Source organism: Streptomyces sp. NBC_01198 (assembly GCF_036010485.1).
Taxonomy (GTDB): domain Bacteria; phylum Actinomycetota; class Actinomycetes; order Streptomycetales; family Streptomycetaceae; genus Actinacidiphila.
Map to the genome: position 1 here is coordinate 84,640 of NZ_CP108568.1, position 20,303 is coordinate 104,942.

Annotated in this window: 20 protein-coding genes and 4 pseudogenes; 14 read left to right on the plus strand and 10 right to left on the minus strand. The window is 70.0% G+C overall.

All coding sequences use genetic code 11. The features are described from left to right. Positions 1-27: 27 nt before the first annotated feature. Positions 28-453, minus strand: coding sequence for a hypothetical protein (locus OG702_RS00430; protein ID WP_327286806.1), 426 nt, complete (start codon positions 451-453; stop codon positions 28-30). A gap of 200 nt (positions 454-653) precedes the next feature. Beyond that, the gene (locus tag OG702_RS00435; protein ID WP_327286807.1) at positions 654-1,115 is read right to left on the minus strand and encodes a hypothetical protein; all 462 of its coding nucleotides are present in this window, start codon (positions 1,113-1,115) and stop codon (positions 654-656) included. Positions 1,116-1,442: 327 nt separating this feature from the next. Between OG702_RS00435 and OG702_RS00440 the strand changes: the two genes are divergently transcribed. Then, positions 1,443-1,703: a hypothetical protein gene (locus tag OG702_RS00440; protein WP_327286808.1), complete on the plus strand. Its 261-nt coding sequence runs from the start codon at positions 1,443-1,445 to the stop codon at positions 1,701-1,703. A gap of 100 nt (positions 1,704-1,803) precedes the next feature. Here OG702_RS00440 and OG702_RS00445 read toward each other — a convergent pair. Then, positions 1,804-1,986, minus strand: a pseudogene (locus OG702_RS00445) (aminoglycoside phosphotransferase family protein); the annotation flags it as partial. A gap of 50 nt (positions 1,987-2,036) precedes the next feature. On the opposite strand from OG702_RS00445, the gene OG702_RS00450 reads away from it, so the two are divergent. Continuing rightward, complete coding sequence (locus OG702_RS00450; protein ID WP_327286809.1) at positions 2,037-3,113, plus strand: IS630 family transposase; 1,077 nt, start codon at positions 2,037-2,039, stop codon at positions 3,111-3,113. Here the strand turns inward: OG702_RS00450 and OG702_RS00455 are convergent. Then, positions 3,099-3,680: pseudogene (locus OG702_RS00455) on the minus strand (phosphotransferase family protein); the annotation flags it as partial. The gene OG702_RS00450 and the pseudogene OG702_RS00455 sit on opposite strands and share 15 nt — an antisense overlap. Before the next feature lie 286 nt (positions 3,681-3,966). On the opposite strand from OG702_RS00455, the gene OG702_RS00460 reads away from it, so the two are divergent. Further along, the gene (locus tag OG702_RS00460) at positions 3,967-4,734 is read left to right on the plus strand and encodes a class I SAM-dependent methyltransferase (protein WP_327286810.1); all 768 of its coding nucleotides are present in this window, start codon (positions 3,967-3,969) and stop codon (positions 4,732-4,734) included. 85 nt (positions 4,735-4,819) lie between these two features. On the opposite strand, the gene OG702_RS00465 is transcribed toward OG702_RS00460, so the two are convergent. Both OG702_RS00465 and OG702_RS00470 read right to left on the minus strand, forming a co-directional pair. Continuing rightward, entirely contained in the window at positions 4,820-5,401 is a 582-nt protein-coding gene (locus OG702_RS00465) for a hypothetical protein (RefSeq protein ID WP_327286811.1), read from the minus strand. Positions 5,402-5,446: 45 nt separating this feature from the next. Next, positions 5,447-5,586, minus strand: a pseudogene (locus tag OG702_RS00470) (IS5/IS1182 family transposase); the annotation flags it as partial. Between OG702_RS00470 and OG702_RS00475 the strand changes: the two are divergent. Then, entirely contained in the window at positions 5,549-5,758 is a 210-nt protein-coding gene (locus OG702_RS00475) for a hypothetical protein (RefSeq protein ID WP_327293483.1), read from the plus strand. The pseudogene OG702_RS00470 and the gene OG702_RS00475 overlap by 38 nt on opposite strands. Before the next feature lie 234 nt (positions 5,759-5,992). Next, positions 5,993-6,274 (plus strand): annotated as a pseudogene (locus tag OG702_RS00480) (GNAT family N-acetyltransferase); the annotation flags it as partial. 52 nt (positions 6,275-6,326) lie between these two features. On the opposite strand, the gene OG702_RS00485 reads toward OG702_RS00480, so the two are convergent. Continuing rightward, positions 6,327-7,898 carry a class I adenylate-forming enzyme family protein gene (locus OG702_RS00485; RefSeq protein ID WP_327286812.1) on the minus strand — a complete coding sequence of 524 codons (1,572 nt, stop codon included), beginning with the start codon at positions 7,896-7,898 and terminating at the stop codon, positions 6,327-6,329. Between the two features lie 283 nt (positions 7,899-8,181). Here OG702_RS00485 and OG702_RS00490 point away from each other — a divergent pair, with 283 nt between their 5' ends. From OG702_RS00490 to OG702_RS00510, 5 genes are all read left to right on the plus strand, one after another. Beyond that, positions 8,182-9,816 carry an NAD(P)-binding domain-containing protein gene (locus tag OG702_RS00490; protein ID WP_327286813.1) on the plus strand — a complete coding sequence of 545 codons (1,635 nt, stop codon included), beginning with the start codon at positions 8,182-8,184 and terminating at the stop codon, positions 9,814-9,816. Continuing rightward, entirely contained in the window at positions 9,803-10,912 is a 1,110-nt protein-coding gene (locus OG702_RS00495) for an alpha-hydroxy acid oxidase (RefSeq protein ID WP_327286814.1), read from the plus strand. Before OG702_RS00490 ends, OG702_RS00495 begins: the two co-directional genes overlap by 14 nt. Then, a complete protein-coding gene (locus tag OG702_RS00500; protein WP_327286815.1) occupies positions 10,906-12,339 on the plus strand; it encodes a cytochrome P450 in 1,434 nt (477 codons plus the stop codon). The genes OG702_RS00495 and OG702_RS00500 overlap by 7 nt, the downstream gene beginning before the upstream one ends. Before the next feature lie 43 nt (positions 12,340-12,382). Then, positions 12,383-13,699, plus strand: a complete 1,317-nt coding sequence (locus tag OG702_RS00505) for a cation:proton antiporter (protein WP_327286816.1) — start codon at positions 12,383-12,385, stop codon at positions 13,697-13,699. Positions 13,700-13,769: 70 nt separating this feature from the next. Beyond that, positions 13,770-13,973: a hypothetical protein gene (locus OG702_RS00510; protein WP_327286817.1), complete on the plus strand. Its 204-nt coding sequence runs from the start codon at positions 13,770-13,772 to the stop codon at positions 13,971-13,973. A gap of 23 nt (positions 13,974-13,996) precedes the next feature. Here the strand turns inward: OG702_RS00510 and OG702_RS00515 are convergent, their stop codons facing one another. Next, the gene (locus OG702_RS00515) at positions 13,997-14,347 is read right to left on the minus strand and encodes a hypothetical protein (protein WP_327286818.1); all 351 of its coding nucleotides are present in this window, start codon (positions 14,345-14,347) and stop codon (positions 13,997-13,999) included. Between the two features lie 707 nt (positions 14,348-15,054). Between OG702_RS00515 and OG702_RS00520 the strand changes: the two genes are divergently transcribed. Then, positions 15,055-15,594, plus strand: coding sequence for an ArsR/SmtB family transcription factor (locus tag OG702_RS00520; protein ID WP_327286819.1), 540 nt, complete (start codon positions 15,055-15,057; stop codon positions 15,592-15,594). A 17-nt stretch (positions 15,595-15,611) separates the two neighbouring features. After that, positions 15,612-16,886, plus strand: coding sequence for an MFS transporter (locus OG702_RS00525; protein ID WP_442814683.1), 1,275 nt, complete (start codon positions 15,612-15,614; stop codon positions 16,884-16,886). A 68-nt stretch (positions 16,887-16,954) separates the two neighbouring features. Here the strand turns inward: OG702_RS00525 and OG702_RS00530 are convergent, their stop codons facing one another. Both OG702_RS00530 and OG702_RS00535 read right to left on the minus strand, forming a co-directional pair. Next, positions 16,955-17,512, minus strand: a complete 558-nt coding sequence (locus OG702_RS00530; protein WP_327286821.1) for a TetR/AcrR family transcriptional regulator — start codon at positions 17,510-17,512, stop codon at positions 16,955-16,957. A 169-nt stretch (positions 17,513-17,681) separates the two neighbouring features. Continuing rightward, positions 17,682-18,617 (minus strand): SDR family NAD(P)-dependent oxidoreductase, encoded by a 936-nt coding sequence (locus OG702_RS00535; protein ID WP_327286822.1) that lies wholly within the window; start codon positions 18,615-18,617, stop codon positions 17,682-17,684. 288 nt (positions 18,618-18,905) lie between these two features. Here OG702_RS00535 and OG702_RS00540 point away from each other — a divergent pair, with 288 nt between their 5' ends. Both OG702_RS00540 and OG702_RS00545 read left to right on the plus strand, forming a co-directional pair. Continuing rightward, complete coding sequence (locus tag OG702_RS00540) at positions 18,906-19,442, plus strand: hypothetical protein (RefSeq protein WP_327286823.1); 537 nt, start codon at positions 18,906-18,908, stop codon at positions 19,440-19,442. Positions 19,443-19,582: 140 nt separating this feature from the next. Beyond that, complete coding sequence (locus tag OG702_RS00545) at positions 19,583-20,080, plus strand: nuclear transport factor 2 family protein (protein ID WP_327286824.1); 498 nt, start codon at positions 19,583-19,585, stop codon at positions 20,078-20,080. Positions 20,081-20,303 lie beyond the last annotated feature (223 nt).

Here is a 20,303-nt window from a genome sequence, read left to right on the forward strand (position 1 = left end):
GCTGGGTCCGGGTGGAGCCGCCGCAGGTCAGCAGTGGTAGGGCACGAAGGGATGCCATTGGGAGGGACTACCGGTGGTGAGGTACCAGTCATTGACGTAGCCCTGGACGGCGCCGGTGTCCACCTTGAACCAATAGGTGTCGCCGTGCCCGTCGATGTCGCCTGCCCCTGTCGTCCAGCAAACGAGGGATACCGGGGTGCCGTTTGCGAGTCGGACTCCCGCGATGGTGCCGCTGGTGTAGTTGGGACCCTTGTGGAATGCCAGGTATGACCCTGGATTGATAGCCGTAACTTTTGCGCAGTAGTCGCCTTCGTGATTGCCGTCCTGGCAGAAGTAGGGGCCAGCAGCCGACGCGGTGGAGGTGGATACGGCAAGCACACCACCGACCACCATCCCCACGGCAGCCAGGCGGCCGGTCAACCTCCGCCAAGTCCGCTCTTTCGTTGCACGCACCTGTGTCTCCCTTCGTGTGGGATCACCTGAGCTACCGAAGTTCACGGCATACTCAGCCTGCGAGGATGATTACGCCTCAGGACGAGACCGACCATGGACCCCCACTGTGGCAGCGCGAGGCCACCGCTGGCGAGACGTCTACGCATTCTGACGCGGTTGGCAGGACAAGCGCTGGATCCGCGATGTAGCCGGCGGGCGGTTCACGGCCAATTGCTCAGGCGCTGCCGCGTCGAAGCCATCAGGATGAGCGCGGCCTTGAGGCCGGCTATGTCGTCGCGATCGAATCCGATCCAGGACGCGAGCGCGCCGGCCTTCCCCGGCAGCGGCGACCGGGGGAAAGCCGGGCCCACGAACTCCGTTTCGCCACCCGAGAATCCCCGCGCGTAGGCGTGCATCGCTTGGGCGTACCGGCCGGCGGTAACGTCGGGCGCCGCAAGAGCGAGCGGACGGCTCGTCCACGCCATGGACAGCAGCACCGCTGAGCGCGTCTCGTCTGCGGCCCCCGTCCAGCTCCGCAGCAGGGCGTTGTCGGCAGCCGCGAGATCGACGTCGTTGTGGTGCTCGTTCAACGCGATAGTCAAGTTCATCGTCACATCGGGAATCTGGACGGAGGTTCCCAGCAACTCCGCTGCCATGGCCATGTGGTCGTCGAAGGCGCTCACGGACATCCCCTCGCTCGTCGTGGTGAACCGGGCCGTTGGTGATCCCCACCCGACCCGAGTGCTACAGGCGACCGTCACAAACAGCCTGGAACTGCCGGCCCTTCACCGGATACGACTCAGGTGTACCCCGTCGACGTTCGGGCGGAACGGGGGGACTTGGCGGCGGCTGTGGGTCGACAGATGTGGACGCTTCGGCTCCGCTCGCTTCAGCCCGCTCGGGCAGCGGCTACCGGGCCTTATGGGACATCAGAAGAGACAGTCGGCTTCACCCCATCCCTGCTCCCCCGCCGGACCGTTGCCTGCCCTGGTCCGGGGCAGGAGATGGGCATGGGGAAACAGTGGAGGACTCGATACCCGCTTTCCGAACCGGTCGTCAGGATGCTGCGCTGGGCTCGTTGGAGCTACGTGGGGTTTTCGCTGCTGGTCATCGTCACCTTCATCCTCACCCTTGTTGAGGACGGCACCAGCTGGGAGCTGTGGGCCGACGGTGTCGGGCTCATCGTGTTCCCGGGCTTCTTTTTTCTCACCAGCCACCTGCTTCGGCGCAACGCGGAGTTCCTCCAGCAGCGACACGCAGGGCCTTCCTGACCGGCCTGTTCGCCGTCCTACGGCGCGTGCCGTATGCCCGGTCATCGAGGCGCGTGGTTCCAGCCCCCACGCGTCACTCATGGCCGGGGCCGCCGCAGCCTCACATCCGGGACCTCAGCACGTCGACCTCACAGCCCGGCGCGAACGGGTCGAAGCCGTGCTCGGTCAGCCAGCGGATCACCAGGAGGCTTCGCAACGACCACCACGCGCGGATCACATCGAGGTCGACGTCGCTGCCGTAGCCGGCGAGAACGTCACCGAGGTGCTCCTCGTGTCCTAGTGTCGCGTGAATGAAGTTCTTGGACGGTGGCTTGGTGTGCGGTTGAATGGCGTATGCCTGTCGCCCTGCCGCTGGTCGTCTCCGATGCGGACCGTGAGGTCCTGCGATCGTGGATCCGCTCGCCGTCGTCCCCGTCGGGGCTGGTGACGCGGGCCCGGATCGTGCTCCTCGCCTCGGAAGGCGCTTCGAACACCGAGATCGCGCGGCGTCTTGAGCTGTCCCGGCAGACGGTGGTGACCTGGCGGGGCCGTTACCGTTCGGCCGGCCTGCCCGGGCTGGAGGACCGGCCGCGCTCGGGCCGGCCCGGCACGGTGGACGAGACAGAAGTGGTGGTGCGGACCCTGGAAGGCCCGCCGGACAAGCTCGGCGTGACCCACTGGTCCTCCCGGCTGCTCGCCGCCGAGCTGCGACTGTCCAACGTCGCGGTGGCCAAAGTGTGGCGCAAGTGGAAGATCCAGCCCTGGCGCAGCGAGACCTTCAAGTTCTCCACCGACCCGGAGCTTGAGGCGAAGGTCCGCGACGTGGTCGGGCTGTACCTGGCCCCGCCGGAGAAGGCCGTAGTGGTCTGCGTCGACGAGAAGAGCCAGATCCAGGCGCTGGACCGGACCGCCCCGATGCTGCCGGTCCGGCCGGGCCTGGCCGAGCGGCGCACCCACGACTACGTCCGGCACGGCACCACCACCTTGTTCGCGGCCCTGGAGGTCGCCACCGGGAAGATCACCGCCGACGCCTGCTACAACCGGCACCGCAGCGATGAGTTCCTGCGCTTCCTCAAGCAGGTCGCCAAAGCCCACCCGAGGGTGAAACTGCACGTCGTCGCCGACAACTACGCCACCCACAAGCACCCCCGCGTGAAGGCATGGCTCGCGAAGAACCCCCGGATCACGCTGCACTTCACCCCGACCTCGTGCTCCTGGCTGAACCTGGTCGAGATCTTCTTCGGCATCATCACCCGCCAGGCCATACGCCGCGGCACCTTCACCTCGGTCGCCGACCTCACCGACGCCATCCGCCGGTACATCGACGCCTACAACGACCGCTGCCAGCCATTCACATGGACCAAAACCGCCGACGAAGTCCTCGAACACGCAACCCCCAAGCGTCCAAGGACTTCATTCACGCGACACTAGCGTCAAGATGGCCAGGTCGAACAGGGCGTCACCCGCGCCCGCCTCGGACCAGTCGATGACGCCGGTGACCTCGTCGTCGTGATCGACGAATACGTGGGTGATCTGCAGGTCGCCATGTGTGAACATCGGAGTCCATGGCCGGAGCGCGGCTTCGGCGACCTGGCGGTTGCTGGTGACCAGGTCGGTGGCCAGAACCCCGTTCGCCACGAGCCGCTGACACTCGCCGTCGAGATCCGCCGTCAACTCGTCGACGCTCTTCCCCCGGTCGGGCCAGGGCGGCAACGGGGCGTCGTGCAACGTCCGGATGGCCGCGCCCGCCGCGGCCCACGCCGCCGGGGAGGCGGTCGACGGCTCGCCGAGGCGGCCGAGTGCCGTCCCGGGGACCGCCGCGATCGCGAGTACCGGCGGCTTGTGCCACAGGACCTCCGGGGTCGGGACCGGCGCCAGGGCCATCGCTGCGACCTCGACGTCGATGCGCGCCTGGTCGGCGTCCACCTTCAGGAACACATCACCGACGCGCAGGGTCGCGCGCTCGGAATGGGCGACGACAAGTTCGACCTCATCCATGGACGATCAGTATCCCGGGAGGGCCCGCCATCGTCGCCAGGTTAATGACGTGCGATTGCGCACCCGTTCCCGCTGCCCTGGATCGACTCAGCTCTGTTCCTGGAGTCAGTCCCGGGGAGATCCCCGATCTGGTGGAATGGCCGGCCCGGGTCCCCGACCCTTGATCCTCGCGGAGTGCGCTGGCGGATGTCCACGGGAAATGGCGTCACTGCCGTAAGCAAGGGGTTCGTGCCGATCATGAGGCGACCAGAGCTCTTGGGGAAATCAGGCGCGGTAATCTCGGGACATGCCCGAGGCATCGGTGGCGGACTTCTACGACGAACTGGCCGACGACTACCACCTGATCTACCCGGACTGGGACGCGAGCATCCGTCGGCAGGGGGACGCCCTGGGCGCCCTGATCGGCCGGGATCGCGCGGTGGTGCTCGACTGTTCGTGCGGCATCGGTACGCAGGCCCTCGGCCTGGCGCTGTGCGGGTACCACGTCACCGGGACCGACCTCAGCCGTCGCGCAGTGGCCCGCGCTGCCCGTGAGGCCGCCCACCGGAACCTGAGCCTGCGCACGGCCGCCGCTGACATGCGACGGCTCCCGTTTCCCGATGGCCGGTTCGACGTTGTCGTCTGCGCCGACAACTCGCTGCCCCACCTGCTGACCGAGCAGGATGCGCACGCAGCCCTGACTGAGATGTGCCGCGTGCTGCGTCCGGCAGGTCTGCTGCTGGTCAGCACACGTCCCTACGACGACCTGCTGCGCGACCGCCCGGTTTCGACGCCTCCCCAGGTCCATCGGACCGCCGACAGCGGAGAACGAACCGTCACCTTCCAGCTCTGGCACTGGCACGAGGACGGCGAGCACTACGACCTGGAGCACTTCCAACTCCTCCCGGCAGGAGCGGGATGGCGCGTCCAGGTCCGCCGGACCACCTACTGGGCACTCGGCCGGGACCGGCTGGCCGGCCTCGCAGCCGAGGCCGGGTTTGTCGACCTCGGCTGGCGGATGCCGCAGGAAACTGGCTTCTTCCAGCAGCTGCTGGTGGCCCGCGCCGGGGAGTAGATGATTTCAGCGGCGTGTGACGGTGGGTGGGCTGCGTGCAGAGTGTGTCATCTCGGCTGGGAGACCAGGGGATTGACGGCGGGTCTCAGGTGCACACGATGGGGCAGCCACGTCGGATCGAGTGCTGGGCAGCGCGCAGGAACAGTGCGACGTAGAAGGCTGCGTCCAGGTCCTTGCTCCACTGTCCTGTTCGCGTAGTGGCCAGGTCCTTTGCCTGGTACCTGAACCACATACTCAAGTCGAGGTTGTCGCATGTCGCCGGGGTCTCGGCCGGCAGATCGAGGGCTGCCGCCAGCTTCTCGGCGAGCGGTAGCACCTGGGGGGCGCCGGCGACCATGGACTCGTACGCGCCTGATTCGATGGGCAACCAGATCTCCTCATCGAGCGAGAAGGGTACGAGCACGGTCCAGCCGCAGAGGATTTCCGATTCCTCCCGTGACAGATGCGCCCGGCACAAGGCGAGGAACCCGGTCATGGATGGGGCCAGCTTCTCCTCGAAGGCGTGCCCCGAGCCCGCTGCAAAGTCCGTCTCCGGGGGCACGTCCTCGTAGGGCGGCAGGCCCCGCCGCCTGAGATCAGCGTTGAGCGCTGAGGCGACTTCGCCCCATCCGTCTTCCTCCTCACCGAACCACTCCTGCGCGCCGACACTCACCAGGTACACACCCATGGAAAGAACTTACAGCGCGCATCTGACATCGATCAGTGAGCGTTTTCAGCGCTGCCTCTCCAGGGGGAGGACGGCTTTGGTGATGACGCTCATGCGGTTGGGGCTGATGCGAGATCTGCGGAAAGCTGCCAGGACTTCACCGTTGCGATGCCGCGTTCGACGGGTGCTCGGGTTGCGGAAGTCGCCGCCCCGCAGGCGGCAGCGGCGCAAGCGGCGTCGGGTCTACGGGCGTTCGACTCGAGTGATGAGCAACTGCTGCTGGCGAGCTGCGGCCGGACCTGTGTCGACCAGTACAACCAGGCCCAGGCACTGGTCAGCACCGACCTGCAGACCTTCATCATCGACAGCGGGGGATAGCGGATCCTGGACTTCATCGGTGTGAACGATGTGGAGGACTGCTTCGGTTAGCGCGGCGGGCGGGTCCAACCGGGGAAGATCGATTACAGTCCGCCCGGACCCGGCGGCCGGGCCACCATCGGCGTCGCCTGCCTGACCTACCCTCTGGCCGGGGGCACGCGCGTGCCACCTGATGAGCGACGCGCTCGACAGTAAGGGGAACATAACGGACAACAATCTCGCGGCATGCACCCGGGCACTTGTGAGGTGGGCTGCTGGCTGGAGCCCGCCGCCACAGGCCGGGGACTGGTCGGACGTGCGGCACGGCTGATCATCGACTGGGCGTTCACCGAGCGCGGCATGCACCGTGTGGTGTGGCTGGCGTCACCGAAGAACATCTCCAGTGTCAAGGTGGCCAGGCGGCTCGGCATGACCCGCGAAGGAGTCCTGCGCGAGACCTACCTCTACCGGGGCGTCCGCCACGACGCGGAGGTCTGGTCGGTGCTGGCGCAGGAATGGCAGGCCTCGGGCAGCTGAGCCGTCCCGGCGCCTCAGCCGAGCAGTCGCTCCGTGGTGGGCGCGGGCGGTCCTATCCCCCGGTCGGCAGCCGGCGCAGCAGCGCCTTCTTGTCCGGCTTGCCGCTGGGCGCGACGGGTACGGCGCTGAGCAGGGTGACGGTGGCGGGCACGGCGCCCTCGCCGAGTGCGGCTCGTACGGCGGCACGCAGGTCTGCGGGAGCGGGCGCGCGGCCGGCGACCGGGACCACGAAGGCGTGCACGGCCTCGCCGGTCCGCTCGTCGGGCGCGCCGACCACGTAGGCCTGATCGACGTCCGGGTGGGCGGTGAGCGCTGCTTCGATCGCGCCCGCGTAGTGCAGGATCGCGTTGACGAAGATCACCTCGCGGGCGCGCCCGGCCAGCCGCAGGAAGCCGTCGGCGCCGAGTGTGCCGAGATCGCGGGTCCTGATCCAGCCGTCCCTGACCACCTCGCGGGTCTCTTCCTCGTCGTGCCAGTAGCCGGACATCGCGCCGGCCGCGCGGACCCAGATCTCGCCCGCCGCGCCGGCCGGGACCGGCGCTCCCAGTGAGTCGCGGACGCTGATCCCGACGCCGGGCATGGGGCGCCCGACGGAGTCGAGCACCTTGTCGCCGTGTTCGGCGAGGTCTTCGGGGCCGAGCAGGGTGAGCATGCCGGTCTCGGTCTGGCCGTAGCCCTCGTAGACCACCGGGCCGAGGCGTTCTACGGCCTCGGCCAGCCGGTGCGGCGGCAGTGGCGACCCGGCGACGAGCAGCGCCCGCAGGCTGGAGGTGTCGACCTGCTCGGTGCGCAGGGTGTCGAGCACCTGGTAGAGCCTGGCCACCGTGCACAGGCATGCGGTGACGCGGTGGCGCTCCCAGGAGTGGGGGAAGGAGACGGGCTCCTCGGGGATCACCGCGGTGCCGCCGCTGAGCAGGCACAGCGCGAGGTGCTCCAGTATCACCGCGCTGGTGAGCGTGCCGAAGACGAGGAACCGGCGGTAGGCGCCCGCGAGTCGGCGGGTCGGCTCGCTCCAGCGGCTGGGCTGCCAGGACCAGTGCTCGGTGAGCGCGCGGTAGGTCTGGGCGGAGCCCTTGGGGTTGCCGGTGCTGCCGCTGGTCAGGCAGATCAGGCCGACGTCGCCGGCACGGCCCCGTGCCACCAGGGCGTCGTCACCGGGGTCGTCCGCCGTGCGCCCGCCGGTCCGCCGCACCACCTCCCCGGCGCCGGCTTTCAGCAGGTCGGCGTCGAGGTCGAGTACGAAGGCGGAGGCCGCCGCAGCGGCCGCGGCGAGGTCCGTGGTCGCGGTGCTGCCGTCGGTGATCACCGCCTGGACGTCCTGCGCGAGGGTGTGGCGCAGTTGAGAGGGTGTCAGGCCCGGTCGCAGGCCGGTGACCCGGCATCCGAGCAGGTGGGCGGCGATCTGTGCGGCGAAGCCCGCCGGGGTCACGGCCGTGGTGACGGCGACCCCCTGGCCCGACCCGAGGCCCGCCGCCCGCAGGCCGGCGACGCAGCTCCGTATCAGGTCGAGCACCTCGGCACGGGTCACGGGTCGTGACCGGAACTCGAAGGCCGGCGTGCCGGGATCTCGCCTGAAGGCGTCGACGAGGGGTTGCGGAAAGACCGGTTCGGCCGGTCGGTTCATGATTTTCTCCGATCCGGGCACCGGGTCACCAGGTCGAATTCAAGCCACCCGCAAAGAGGACGGGTGCACGCGCACAGTATCCGCACAGCCTCGGCCGTCACTGTCAGGCACCTTATCCCGTCGCCACCGCTCCATCATCCGAGCCCGTTCCGGAAGTTATCCATCTCATCCGATTCCCAACACCGCAATGCGGTGTGACATGGATCACATTTAGGCCCTCTGGATACATCCTTTAACCCTCAACTAGGGTGGACCGCATCCTCATCAGATCCCGGGAGGGCATGTGTCCGGAGAAGAGCGGGTCGACTATCTGGTACTGGGCGGAGGACCGGCCGGAATCCAGGCGGCCTATTTCCTGGAGCGATCCGGGCGCAACTACCTCCTGGTAGAGGCGGGCGAAGCCCCCGGCACCTTCTTCACGAAATTCCCCCGGCACCGGACGCTGATTTCCATCAACAAGGTGCACACGGGCTGGGACGACCCCGAGCTGAACCTGCGCACCGACTGGAACTCGCTGCTCTCCGAGGAGCGCCACCCGCTCTTCACCGCCGTCACGCCCCGATACTTCCCGCCCGCCGACAGCTTCGTCGGTTACCTGCGCGACTTCGCCGGGGCCCACGGGTTGCGCATCCGCAGCAACACCCGCGCCACAGGCATCTCGCGGCTGCCGGCGGCGGACGGTTCGGCCCGTGGCGACTTCGAGGTGACGACAGGGGACGGCAGCGTCCTGCACGCCGGACGGCTGATCGTCGCGACCGGCGTCTCACGGCCGTACATACCGCCCATCGACGGCGTCGAGCTGGCCGAGCGGTACGACGAGGTGTCCGTCGACCCGGCCGGCTTCACCGGCAAGCGGGTGCTGATCATCGGCCGCGGAAATTCCGCGTTCGAGACCGCTGACAACCTTGTGGAAACGGCGGCGGTGATTCACATGGCCGGGCCGGGATCACTGAAACTGGCCTGGCAGACTCATTTCGTGGGCCATCTCAGGGCGGTGAACAACAACTTCCTCGACACCTACCAGCTCAAGTCGCAGAACGCGCTGCTCGACGGGGAGATCGCGTACATCAGGCGGGAAGGGACGGATGGCCCGTACCATGTCGCCATCAGGTTCCTGCGGGTCAATGAAGTAGTGAAGGAAATCACCTACGACCGTGTCATCCTTGCCACCGGATTCCGCTTCGACGCCTCCGTATTCGCCGAGGACTGCCGCCCCGAGCTGATGATCAACGATCGGTTCCCCGCCCAGACCGATGCCTGGGAATCGGTCAACATTCCCGATATGTACTTCGCCGGGACCATCACCCAGGCCCGCGACTTCAAGAAGTCGACCAGCGGATTCATCCACGGCTTCCGCTACGCCGTACGCGCGCTGCACCGCATCCTGGAGCAGCGGTACCACGACGTCCCCTGGCCGCGGCGCGAGCTGGACGGCGGCCCGGCGGCCGTCGCCGACGCGGTGATCGAGCGGATCAACCGCACCTCGGCGCTGTGGCAGATGTTCGGATTCCTCTGCGACGCCGCGGCGGTGGGCGACGACGGCGTGGTCGGCTACTACGAGGAGGTCCCCGTCGGCCATCTCCACCGGGTGGCCGGGGAGGGGGTGTTCGGCGCTGCCGACCGCTATCTCACGGTCACCCTGGAATACGGCGAGGACCACGACAAGGTCAACCCGTTCGACATCTCGGTCGGCCGGGTGTCGCAGCAGGCGGCCACCGGTCTCGACGGGCGCTACCTGCACCCGGTGGTCCGGCTGTTCCAGGACGGCAAGCACGTCGCCGAGCACCACCTCACCGAGAACCTGGAGAACGAATGGGACAGCGACGACGTCCACCGCGCCCCGCTCGTCGGTTTCCTGACCGAGCACCTCGCGCCCTCCCCTGAGGAGCAGCCGCGGACCCCTGATGACCGGCGGTGAAGCCGTCCTGCCCGGCCTGCTGGCCGAGCTGCGGGACAAGGCCAGGGCCCGGCTCGACCCGGTGCACTGGGACTTCTACGAGGGCGGCGCCGGTACGGAGACCGCGGTGGCCGAGAACGTCCTGGCCTTCCGGCGGCTGGCCCTGCTCCCGCGCGTCCTGCGCGGTGCCGGGCCGGTCGACACCCGGGTCACGCTGCCCGGCGCGCGCGCCAGGACGCCCGTCGTGATCGCCCCGACCGCCTTCCACGCCCTGGCCCACCCGGACGGCGAGCGCGCCACCGCCCGCGCGGCCGCCGCGGCAGGTGCCGTGCTGATCACCTCGATGGCCTCGACGACGGCGGTCGCCGAGGTCACGGTGGCGGCCCGTTCCGTCTGCGAGGACGCCGCCGTATGGTTCCAGCTCTACCTCCAGCCCGACCCCGAGGTCACGCACACGCTGGTCCGGCGGGCACGGCAGGCAGGCTGCACCGCCCTGGTGGTCACGGTGGACTCCCCCGTCTTCGGCCGCCGCCCGCGCGACGACCGCAACGGCTTCCACGGCCTGCCGCCGGGGTGTGCCACCGAGAACATGCGTGACCTCCCCGGCGCGCCGCCCGACGGCACCCTCGACATCGCCATGTCGCCCGCGCTGTCCTGGGACGACCTGCGCAGGCTCCGCGACCACCACGAACTGCCCATCCTGCTCAAGGGCGTTCTGCACCCCGACGACGCACGGCTGGCGGTCGCCGAGGGGATGCGGGGCGTGATCGTGTCCAACCACGGGGGCCGCCAGCTCGACGCCGCGCCCGCGTCCGTGGAGGCGCTTCCGCGGGTGGCGGACGCGGTGGCAGGCCGGATCCCCGTGCTGCTCGACGGCGGGATACGCAGCGGCTCGGACGTGGTGACCGCCCTGGCGCTCGGCGCCACCGCGGTCGGTGTCGGCCGGCCCGTGCTGTGGGGGCTCGCCGCCGAGGGAGAGGACGGCGTGGCGCGGGTGCTGGCGGAGCTGCAGGCCGACACCGCTCATGTGCTGGCGCTGTGCGGCGCCGCCGACTGTACGGCGCCGACCCGCGACCAGGTGGTCGTCCGCGGTCCGCACGGGGTGGCCGGATGCTGAGGAAGGCCACCGCTGTCGCGCTCGCGCTGTCCACCCCGTACTGGCTGCCCAAGACCCTGATCGCCCTGCGCGTCCGGGTGTTCGCCCGGGTCAACGGCCCCGAGGGCGTCGTGGTGCCCAACGCCGAGGTCGGCCCTGAACGCTTCGCCGAGCTGTACGCGCACCCGGCGGCCAACGGCCGCAGCAAGGGCGCCGGGCTGTCGGACCTGTTCTGGTACTGGCTCGCCCCGGGGCCCGAGGTCCATCAGGAGCACCTGGAGCCCGGGCCGCGCTACGACGCCGTCGCCCGCGGCACCGCCGCGATCCTGGCGGGCACCAGCGCCGAGCTGTCCGCCGCGGCCGCCCGCTGTGCCAGGAAGGTGCTCACCGAGACCGTCCCCGGCGAGGTCTCGCTCGTCCGGCTGCGGGATCTGATGATGCCGGTGTGGGCGGAGTTCTTCTACGGGCTGGTCTTCCGTGAGCCGTGCCCGCCGCACGCCCGGCAGCTGATCGTGGACAACGCCGAGGACGTCATCAACTCGCTGAAGAACACCCGGCTTCGGCACATGCGCCGCCGTGACCGCCTCACCCGCTACCTGCTGCGGCGGCTGGCCGCCGGCGAGGTTCCGCACACCCTGCCCACCGAGCTCGCCACACCGCTGGACCGCGCCCACTACCTGCAGGGCACCTTCTTCAACACCGCGGTCGTGCAGATGTCGGAGGCCATGGCGCACCTGCTGCTCGTACTCGCCGAGCATCAGGACGTCCAGCAGCGGCTGGCCGCCCACCCCGACGACGACCACGACCTGGGCAACGTCATGAACGAGACGCTGCGCCTCTTCCCGCTGTTCGGCATCGCCCACCGGATCACCAGCGCCGACATCGATCTCGGCGGGGGCACGCGCTACCCGGCCGGCACCGTGCTGTGCTTCGACTATCCCGCCTACCACTCCACCGGCCACGCCAGCCCCGAGGTCTTCGACCCCGGCAGGTGGGACCGGATCTCGCTGAAGGACGCCCACCACATCCCCTTCGGCGTCGCCGCGAACCGGCCTTGCCCGGCGTGGCGGCTGGCCCCGCTGGCCATGAGGGCGGTGACACGCGAAGTGCTCGCCCGGTTCGCCCTGCACACCTCGGTCTCCCACACCCGTCCCATCCCGCACCGGGCACCGTGTCTGCTGGTGGCACGCGGGCGGACCCTGCCGCGCCACCGGATGGCCGCCGTGCTCGTCTTCCTGCGGCTGCGGGACCGCTGGGAGGACGTGGGCCGCAGCCTGCTGCAGCTCGCTCTCGGCAGCTGGATGGTGGTGGAAGCACGGCGGCTGCGGATGACCACGGCGTGGTTCGCCGGCCACGACACGCAGGGCCGCCCGCTCGGGGACGACGCGGAAACCACCGGCGGGGCCGCACCATCTCCGCCGCCGGGCTGTCCATACCACGACGGCTGATCCGCCCCACCCCCCACCGCTTCATGCCGAAGGGTTGTCTCCCATGTCCGCGACCGCACTGGGCACCGCCTTCCTGCTCGCCGTCGTCGTCATCCTCGTCGTCTGTCGCGGTGTCACCCTGCTGCTGCGGCCGGTCGGCCAACCGCCGGTGGTCGCCGAGATGATCGCCGGGGTGGCGCTCGGCCCCTCTGTGCTGGGAGCACTGCTCCCGTCGGTCGAACACCACCTCTTTCCTTCCGAGTTGCGGCCGACGCTCTACGTCGCCGGGCAGCTGGGCCTCGTCCTGTTCATGTTCCAGTCGGGGTACGAGTTCCGGCTGGACCGGATGAAGTCGGTGGCGAGGCCGGCGGCGATGGTCTCTCTCGCAGGCATCGTCACGCCGCTGCTGCTGGGCGTCGGGCTCACCTGGGCCGTGCACGATTCGGTGGACACCTCACCGCCCGGAGTCCCGCTGCACGTGACCGTGCTCTTCGTCGGTGTGACGCTGGCGATCACGGCGTTCCCCATGCTGGCCAGGATCATCATCGAGCGCGGACTCAGCGGCACCGTCTTCGGCACCATCTCGCTCGCTGCCGGCGCTCTGGACGACGTGGCCGCGTGGATCATGCTGGCCGGCGTGGTGAGCCTGGCGCGCGGCACCTCGACGGCCCTGGTACTGGCCACGGCGGGAGCCGCCGGCATGGTGGTGGCGCTGTACTTCCTGGTCAGATACCGCGCTCCGGTGCTGCGCGCGACCGAGCGGCTCACCACGGAACAACTGCTGCTGGTGACGCTGCTCGTGCTGTGTCTGGCCGCCTGGTACACCGACCGGATCGGCCTCTACGCGGTCTTCGGCGCCTTCAGCCTGGGCGTCGCGTACCCGCGCTCGCCGCGCATCGACCGAACCATCGAGACCACCGCGCCGTTGAGCGGGATGCTGCTGCTGCCGCTGTTCTTCACCTATTCCGGCCTGAACACCGACACGGGCCTGCTGTCCGATCCCGCGCTCCTGCTGTTCGCGGCGGGCTGCACGCTGGTGGCAGTCCTCGGCAAGTTCGGGGCGTGCTGGCTGGCCGCGCGGCTGGGCGGCCAGCACCAGGGGGTCGCGCTGCGGATCGGGACGCTGATGAACGCCCGCGGGCTGATGCAGCTCATCGCCATCAACGTGGGGCTGGCCGAGGGCATCGTGTCGCCCTCGATGTTCACCGTGCTGGTCGTGGTGGCGGTGGTCACCACGGTGATGGCCACACCACTGCTCACCCTGTGGGACCGGCTGGACGGCGGGTTCCCCGCCGTGCCGGGAGACACCGTCAAGGCCCGGGCCGAGGACCCGGCCGCGGTGGCGGGACTCGCCGTGCCACCGGCCCCCGGGGGCGGGTAGCCGCGCCGGGCCCGCGCCTGTCGGCTGGACGCCTCGGTGTCCCGGGGGCGCCTGCGGGTAGCCGGTGGGCATGAGGTGGATACGGGGTGCGGGGATCGTGGTCGGAACGTATGCGGTCGGGGTGCTGGTGTGGCACTTCGGCGGACGCACCGGCGGCGGACACCCCTGGAGCCAGTCCTGGCTCGGCGGACTCGCCCTGGCGGCCGTGGTGGGGCTGTGGGCGCTGGTCAAGCGCCAGTGGAAGAAGCACCGGGCCGCCGGCGCACAGAACTGACTCCGAGGGGCGTCCCCCGTGTCCTACCGGTGCGGGGTGCCCTCCGGGGCCGCGCCCGGCACGGCGTGGCGGTTCAGTACGGCGATGACGGCCGCCGGGTCGTCCGGCGTGATGTACGGCCGGATCCGGCGGCCGACGTCGAGCAACAGCCCCTCGCGCTTGCGCATCCGGTGCGGGTCGAGGCTCGCCCAAACCGTCGGCTTCGCGGTGCCCCACAGCCGGAACTGCCCGGTGGCAGCGCCCTGTTCGATCCGCTCGACCGAGCGGATCGCCTCGTACGGAATCGTCTTGGCGCCCCATGGGAAGTAGTAGCCGCGAATCCGTATCGCGTCGTCGGCACAACTGATCCATGCATCGCGGTAAGCGTCCGTCATGGGTTCCAGTCTGCACATTCCTGCGGTGCCAGGGGATGCCGCAAGGACGACACGCCCACGCCGGCGCCGAAGCCTGCGTCCAGGACCGCGTCGGCAGGCCGGTTCTACGGCCGACCCCGGTGAGGTGTGAATTTGGGAGAGTACGTGGGAATACATCGAAAGATGAGATTTGCCCACGAAAGGTCGTTGCCATGCCCACAGGGATCGTCGAGCTGGCTTTGAGCGGCGAGGTTCAGGAAGACATCATCTGGTATTCGATCATCCTGGTGATCTTCATCGTGGGAGTGATTTTCGCCATCCGGAGCAACTGAGGCCCTTCACCCCGCGGCGGGTGCAGGCCCCCTGTGAAGGAACTGCTTCGCCGCGCCGCCACAGCAGGATCCGGATCCGTCCGCGATCTGACCGGCGACCCAGTAGGCCTGTGCCCACTCCGCGGCCCCGGGGGTCAGCAGGCGGTTGTCGGATCCCACATGCCGACCGAATGCTCTCTCGCGCGCGATGTGGCTGAGCTGCCTTGAGAGCTTCTTCGCGGCTCATCGCAGCCTTCTCGATCGGCATCTCGGAGAACGAGAGTCGCACACTTCCACACGGCGCTGGGCGGGCACCCGGGGCCGGCCAGCGCCGCCCCCATACCGGACGATGACGTTCCGGAAGGCCGTGCGGGATATCCCTTGCGCAATGGTCAAGGATCGTTGACCATTGCGTGCATGCCAACAGACGAGGTTCCCGAGACCTTTCACGTCACCACGGACGAGCAGCTGCGCGCCGTCTCCAATCTGACGCGTCACCGGATCATGGCCGTGCTCCGCTTCGAGCCGGCGACGATCACGCAGATCGCCGGGCGGGTGGGCCTGGCGAAGGGGAGTTCGAGCTATCACGTGCGGCTGCTAGAGCGGGCCGGCCTGGTGAAGGTGGTGCGGACCCGGAAGGTGCGGGGGGTCACCGAGCGGTACTACGCGATGGCCGCGCAGTCGATCGTCCTGCCCGATACGGGGGCGGGACAGCGGGATGTGCTGATGCGGCACGCGGTGGCGGACCTCGAGGCGGCGCCGGCGGACAGCGAGCGGCACGTACGGATGGCGCATCTGCGGCTCACCGAGGAGCAGTTCGCGGAGCTCGGGGCGCGGCTGGACGCGCTGGCGGACGAGTATCGGGAGCTGTCCGATCCGTCGCTGCCGGACGCGTCGCTCGCCTTCGCGCTCTTCTGGCCGGCGGCGCCCGAGCAGACGGAGGGTGACTCCAAGTGACCAACGACGAAGCGAAGTTGCCGACCGGTTTCGGACGGCTGTGGACCGCGCAAACGGTGTCCTCGCTCGGTGACGGGGTGACGAACGCCGCACTGCCGCTGCTGGCCCTGGCGTTGACGCGGGATCCGATGGCGCTCGCCGTCGTATCGGCCGCCGGGACGCTGCCGTGGCTGCTCTTCGGCGTGCTCGGCGGGGCGCTGGTGGACCGCTGGGACCGCCGGCGCACCATGTGGGTCGCCGACGCGGCGCGTGCCGTACTGCTCGCGATACCCGCGGTGGCGGCCGTACTCGGCGTGCTGAGCATTCCGCTGCTCGCGGCCGTCGCCTTCCTGCTCGGCCTCGGCGGACTCTTCTTCGACACCGCCGCCACGGCCTACCTGCCGCATCTGCTCGGCCGCGACACCGTGCTCCTGGAGCGGGCCAACGCCCGCCTGCGCGCGGCACAGACCGCCGGGTCCGGCTTCGTGGGGCCGCCGGCGGGCAGTGCGCTGCTCGCGCTCGGGCGGGCGGTTCCGCTGCTCGCGGACGCGGTGTCGTTCGCGCTCTCCGCACTGCTCGTACGGTCGCTGCCCGCCGCGCCGCGGCCCGTACCCGAGGCCCGCGAGTCGCTGCTCCGGCAGGCACGGGCCGGGGCCTCCTACGTCTTCGGGGACCGGCTGCTGCTCGGGCTCGCACTGCGTCCGGCGGTCGGGAACGTCGCCTTCCTCGCCGTGGAGACCGTACTGGCCCTCTTCGCGCACGACCGTCTCGGCATCCACACCTTCGGCTTCGGCCTGCTCCTCACGGCGGAGGCCGCCGGCGGCCTGCTCGGCGCGGGCATCGCCTCCTTCCTCGGCCGGCGGCTCGGTACCGGTACCGCGCTGACCTGCACGGCCGCGGTCGAGGGACTTGCCGTCCTGGGACTTGCCGCCGCCCCGAACCCTTACGTGGCCGGGCTCGCGCTCGCCGTCTGCGGGGCGGGCATGGGCGCGACGATGGTGCTCGCCCCCTCCCTCAGGCAGGCGATCGTCCCGGCCCACCTGATGGGCCGGGTCGCCTCCACCTCCCGCATGCTGGCCATGTGCGCTGCCCCCTTCGGTGCCTTCCTCGGCGGCTGGCTGGCGAGCGCGTTCGACATCCGCACCCCCCTCTACGCCGCGGGCGGCCTCCTCCTCGCCATGACCGCCGTCACGGCGACCATGACCAGCAACCGCCGGGTCGAGGCGGCACTGCGTAGCGCTGCCCCGCCCGCGGGCCCGGATCACCCAGAATCCGCGGTTTCCGTCCAGCACGGGGTCCTCGAATCGTCGTGACGCTCACGAAGGGCTGCGGCGGGAGCTCCGCCGCGCTCCGGCGGTGTCCGGCCGGGGATGCGTGGCGGTCACGCCTCGGTCGGGCGACGGTAGGCGCCGTACCACCAGATCCGGGCGAGCTCCCGGGCGAAAGCGGCGTCACCGGCGCCGTCGTCGACGCGGATATGGTGTGCGATCGCCTGCGCGCCGCCCCAGACGATGATCCGGCTGGCGCTGACCGGGTCGAGATCGGCGGCGGTCGCGCCGGCCGCCTGTTCCGCCAGCACGGTCCGCAGCGCGGTCTCTTCGAAGTTCTCCAGGTCGGCGGTGTAGAAGTCGCCCACCGCGGGGTCGTAGGTCGCCGCCTCCTGGACCGCGGTGAGCACTCTGCGGTGGGCGCGGTGAATCGCGATGACGTCGGTGAAGAACCGGGCGAACCGTTCGGCCCCGCCCTGCTCGGCCGCCGGGTCCCACTGCCGTGCCAGGGCCAGCAGTGACTCCCGCAGATCGTCGGTGAGCCGCACCAGGACGTCCGACTTGCCCTGGAAGTGGGCGTAGAACGTGGCCCTGGACACGCCGGCCTCCTCCAGGATCTGCTGGACGCTGATCTCGGAGAAGGCCTGGCCGGAATCGAGGAGTCGTTCCATGGCGGACATCACCTGCACCCGTGTCGCGGCCGAACGCGCGGCGTGATGGTCGGCCTGGCGTCGGGTCACGGGTCTCATCAGGCACCTTCCAGTGGGCATCTGTGCTCGGATCGGTCCTCGGCCCGGCGCGGCCCTGTTCGATTCCCCCATGGTGGCAGGCGCCACCAGGTCAGCGCGCCACCGGCAGGGCGTAGTCCCACAAGCGGTCCGCGGCGGCGGGGTCGACCGACCACTTCGCGACTCCCGCCATCACCTCGGGGCCACCGTCGACGACCGCGGACTCCTGGTTGTCCTCGAAGTACCGGCCGGTCACGCCGTCGAGGAGCGGTGACGCGGCCAGCAGCACGGTGGTGGCCGCGCCCTGGGCCGGGGTCTTGTAGAAGTCCGGCGTGGTGAGGTTGCCGTCGGCGTCCATGGCGCCGTAGGCCTGCATGGTCGCCTGGTCGAGGTGGCGTGCCAGGTTGGTGTGGATCACCCCCGGCGCGCAGGCGGTGGCGGTGATGCCGTATTCCGCCCACCGGCGGCTGATCCCGACAGCGAGAAGGACGTCGGCGGTCTTCGACTGCGAGTAGGCGACGAACGGGTCGTAGGAGCGCCGTTCGAACTGCGGGTCGTCGAAGTCGAACTCCGCCCGCAGCTGGGCGCCGGAGCTGACCGCGACCACGCGCGGCTTCTCGGCCGCCCGCAGGGCGGGGAGCAGGCCGAGAGCCAGGGCGAAGTGGCCCAGGTAATTGGTGGCGAGCTGCATCTCCCAGCCCTGCGCGTTGACCTGGCGGGTGGGAAGCATCATCACGCCGGCGTTCGCGATCAGGCTGTCGAGCGGGCCGCTCCAGGCGTCGCAGAAGGCCTTGACGGAAGCCAGGTCGGCGAGATCGAGTGCGACGGCCCGCGTACCGGGAAGCTCCGCGAGCAGCGGCTCGGCGGTGGCGACGTTCCGGGTGGCGATGGTGACCTGCGCCCCCGCGGCTGCCAGCGCGCGCACGGTCTCGACGCCGAGACCGGAGGAGCCGCCGGTGACGATCATCCGGCGCCCGCGCAGATCGACTCCGTCGAGCACCTCGGCCGCGGTGGCGCCTATTCCGAAGGGCGTGGTGGTCAGGGTCATACGGGGGTCCTGCTTTCAGGAGAGGGCTTCGTGGCCGCCGAAGCCCGCACGCTGCTTCCGGCAAGGCATCGTCCATGAGCAACCATACAACATGTTCAGACACGCGTTCTGGCGAGGCGAGGAGGTATGAAGTCGCTGGTCAGCGGGGTCCGGTGCGGGTGGATGCCGGGCCCGTGGCGGCACGTCGCCGAGCTCGCCGCGGCGGGGGTCGGTCCCCGATCGGCTTCGCAGCGCTGCTGGTGGACGCGATCATGAGATCCCCGTCGGGGCTGGGTAGGGTTGCCGTCCATGGAGAAATGGGGCGCGAGCCTGTTCGGGGATCCGTGTGGTGGGTGCGGGTTCCAGTGGTCGCTCAGCCCGCGGGAGGCGATCGGGGTCGTGGAGGGGCTTCCGGCGCGCTTTCGCGGGCTTCTTGCGGGGCGTACGGGATTCGAGCGGCATCCGGATCTGGGATGGACACCTGCGGCCTACGTCAGCCACGTCACCGACAACCTCCGGAACTGGGCCGAACGGCTGGCCGGCGCACGGCTGTCCGGAGCCGTCGACGTACCCGGTTACGATCCGGATCTTGTCGCTCAGGCCAGGCACTACAACGAGATCGCCCCCGGCGCGGCCCTGTGGTCCCTGGAGCACGCGGTCGAGGCGTGGGCGGCGTCGGTGTCCGCCGCGCTCGACGAGGGGGTCGTCCTGCGGCATGCCACCCGCGGAGTCCAGCGCGCGGAGGACGTCGCGCGCAACAACGCCCATGACGGACACCACCACGCATGGGACATCGAGCGCATCCTGCGGGACACGCAGCCCGAGGTGCCGCCGACACGCCTCTGACGGGTCACGGACGGGCAGCGCCCTTCCTGATGGTGTTACGTCACGACCGGCTCCAGCCGGCAACGGTCCCCCGTCACGGGTCGGCCGTCACGGTCGGGCTGCCTGCCGCTCGCCCGCCCCCGTCCAGAAGGCAGAAACCCATGACCACGCACAATCCTTCCGAGCAGACGACCCAGGACATCACCGACCGGTACGAGATCACCGACGCCATCCACCGCTACACGGCCGCCCTGGACGAGGGCGACTCGGCACTCCTGGAGTCGTCCCTGACCGAGGACGCGGTCGTCGATCTCACGCCCGCCACCGGCAAGATCGGCTTGGACTTCCCGGTGCTCAGTCCCCGCGAGGTAGTGGTCCGCGCCCTCATCGGGGCGGTGGGCCCGCTCGACACCAGCCACTCGGTCACCAACGTGCGAACCGAGATCACGGGCGACACGGCGACCGTCCGGTGCTACGCGCAGGCGCAGCACTTCCTGCCGGGCGACGGGCCGCGCCCGGAGGCGACCCGGCACGCGCTGATGATGAACCGCTACGTCGCGGACGTGGTGCGCGACGGACAGCGCTGGCGCATCCGCCGCCTGGTCATCGACAGCGCGTGGTTCACCGGCGACCCGCAGGTGCTCGTCGCGATGGCCTGAACCGCCGTGGTCGGCGATCGCGCGTCCCGACCCGTGGCCGCGCGAAGCCGCCGCCCGGCCCCCCTGGCGGAGGTTGCGGGCGTCCGGAGCGTTGCCAGGTGGGGTGCGGCGCCGTCACCTTTGGTGTCGTCAACTCTTCGCGCACCTGTGCTCGTTCTTCGCTCCTCCCCCCGTCGTCCCGCTAGACCGGGCAGGCACCGGCCGCCCGGTCGTGGAAGGAAAA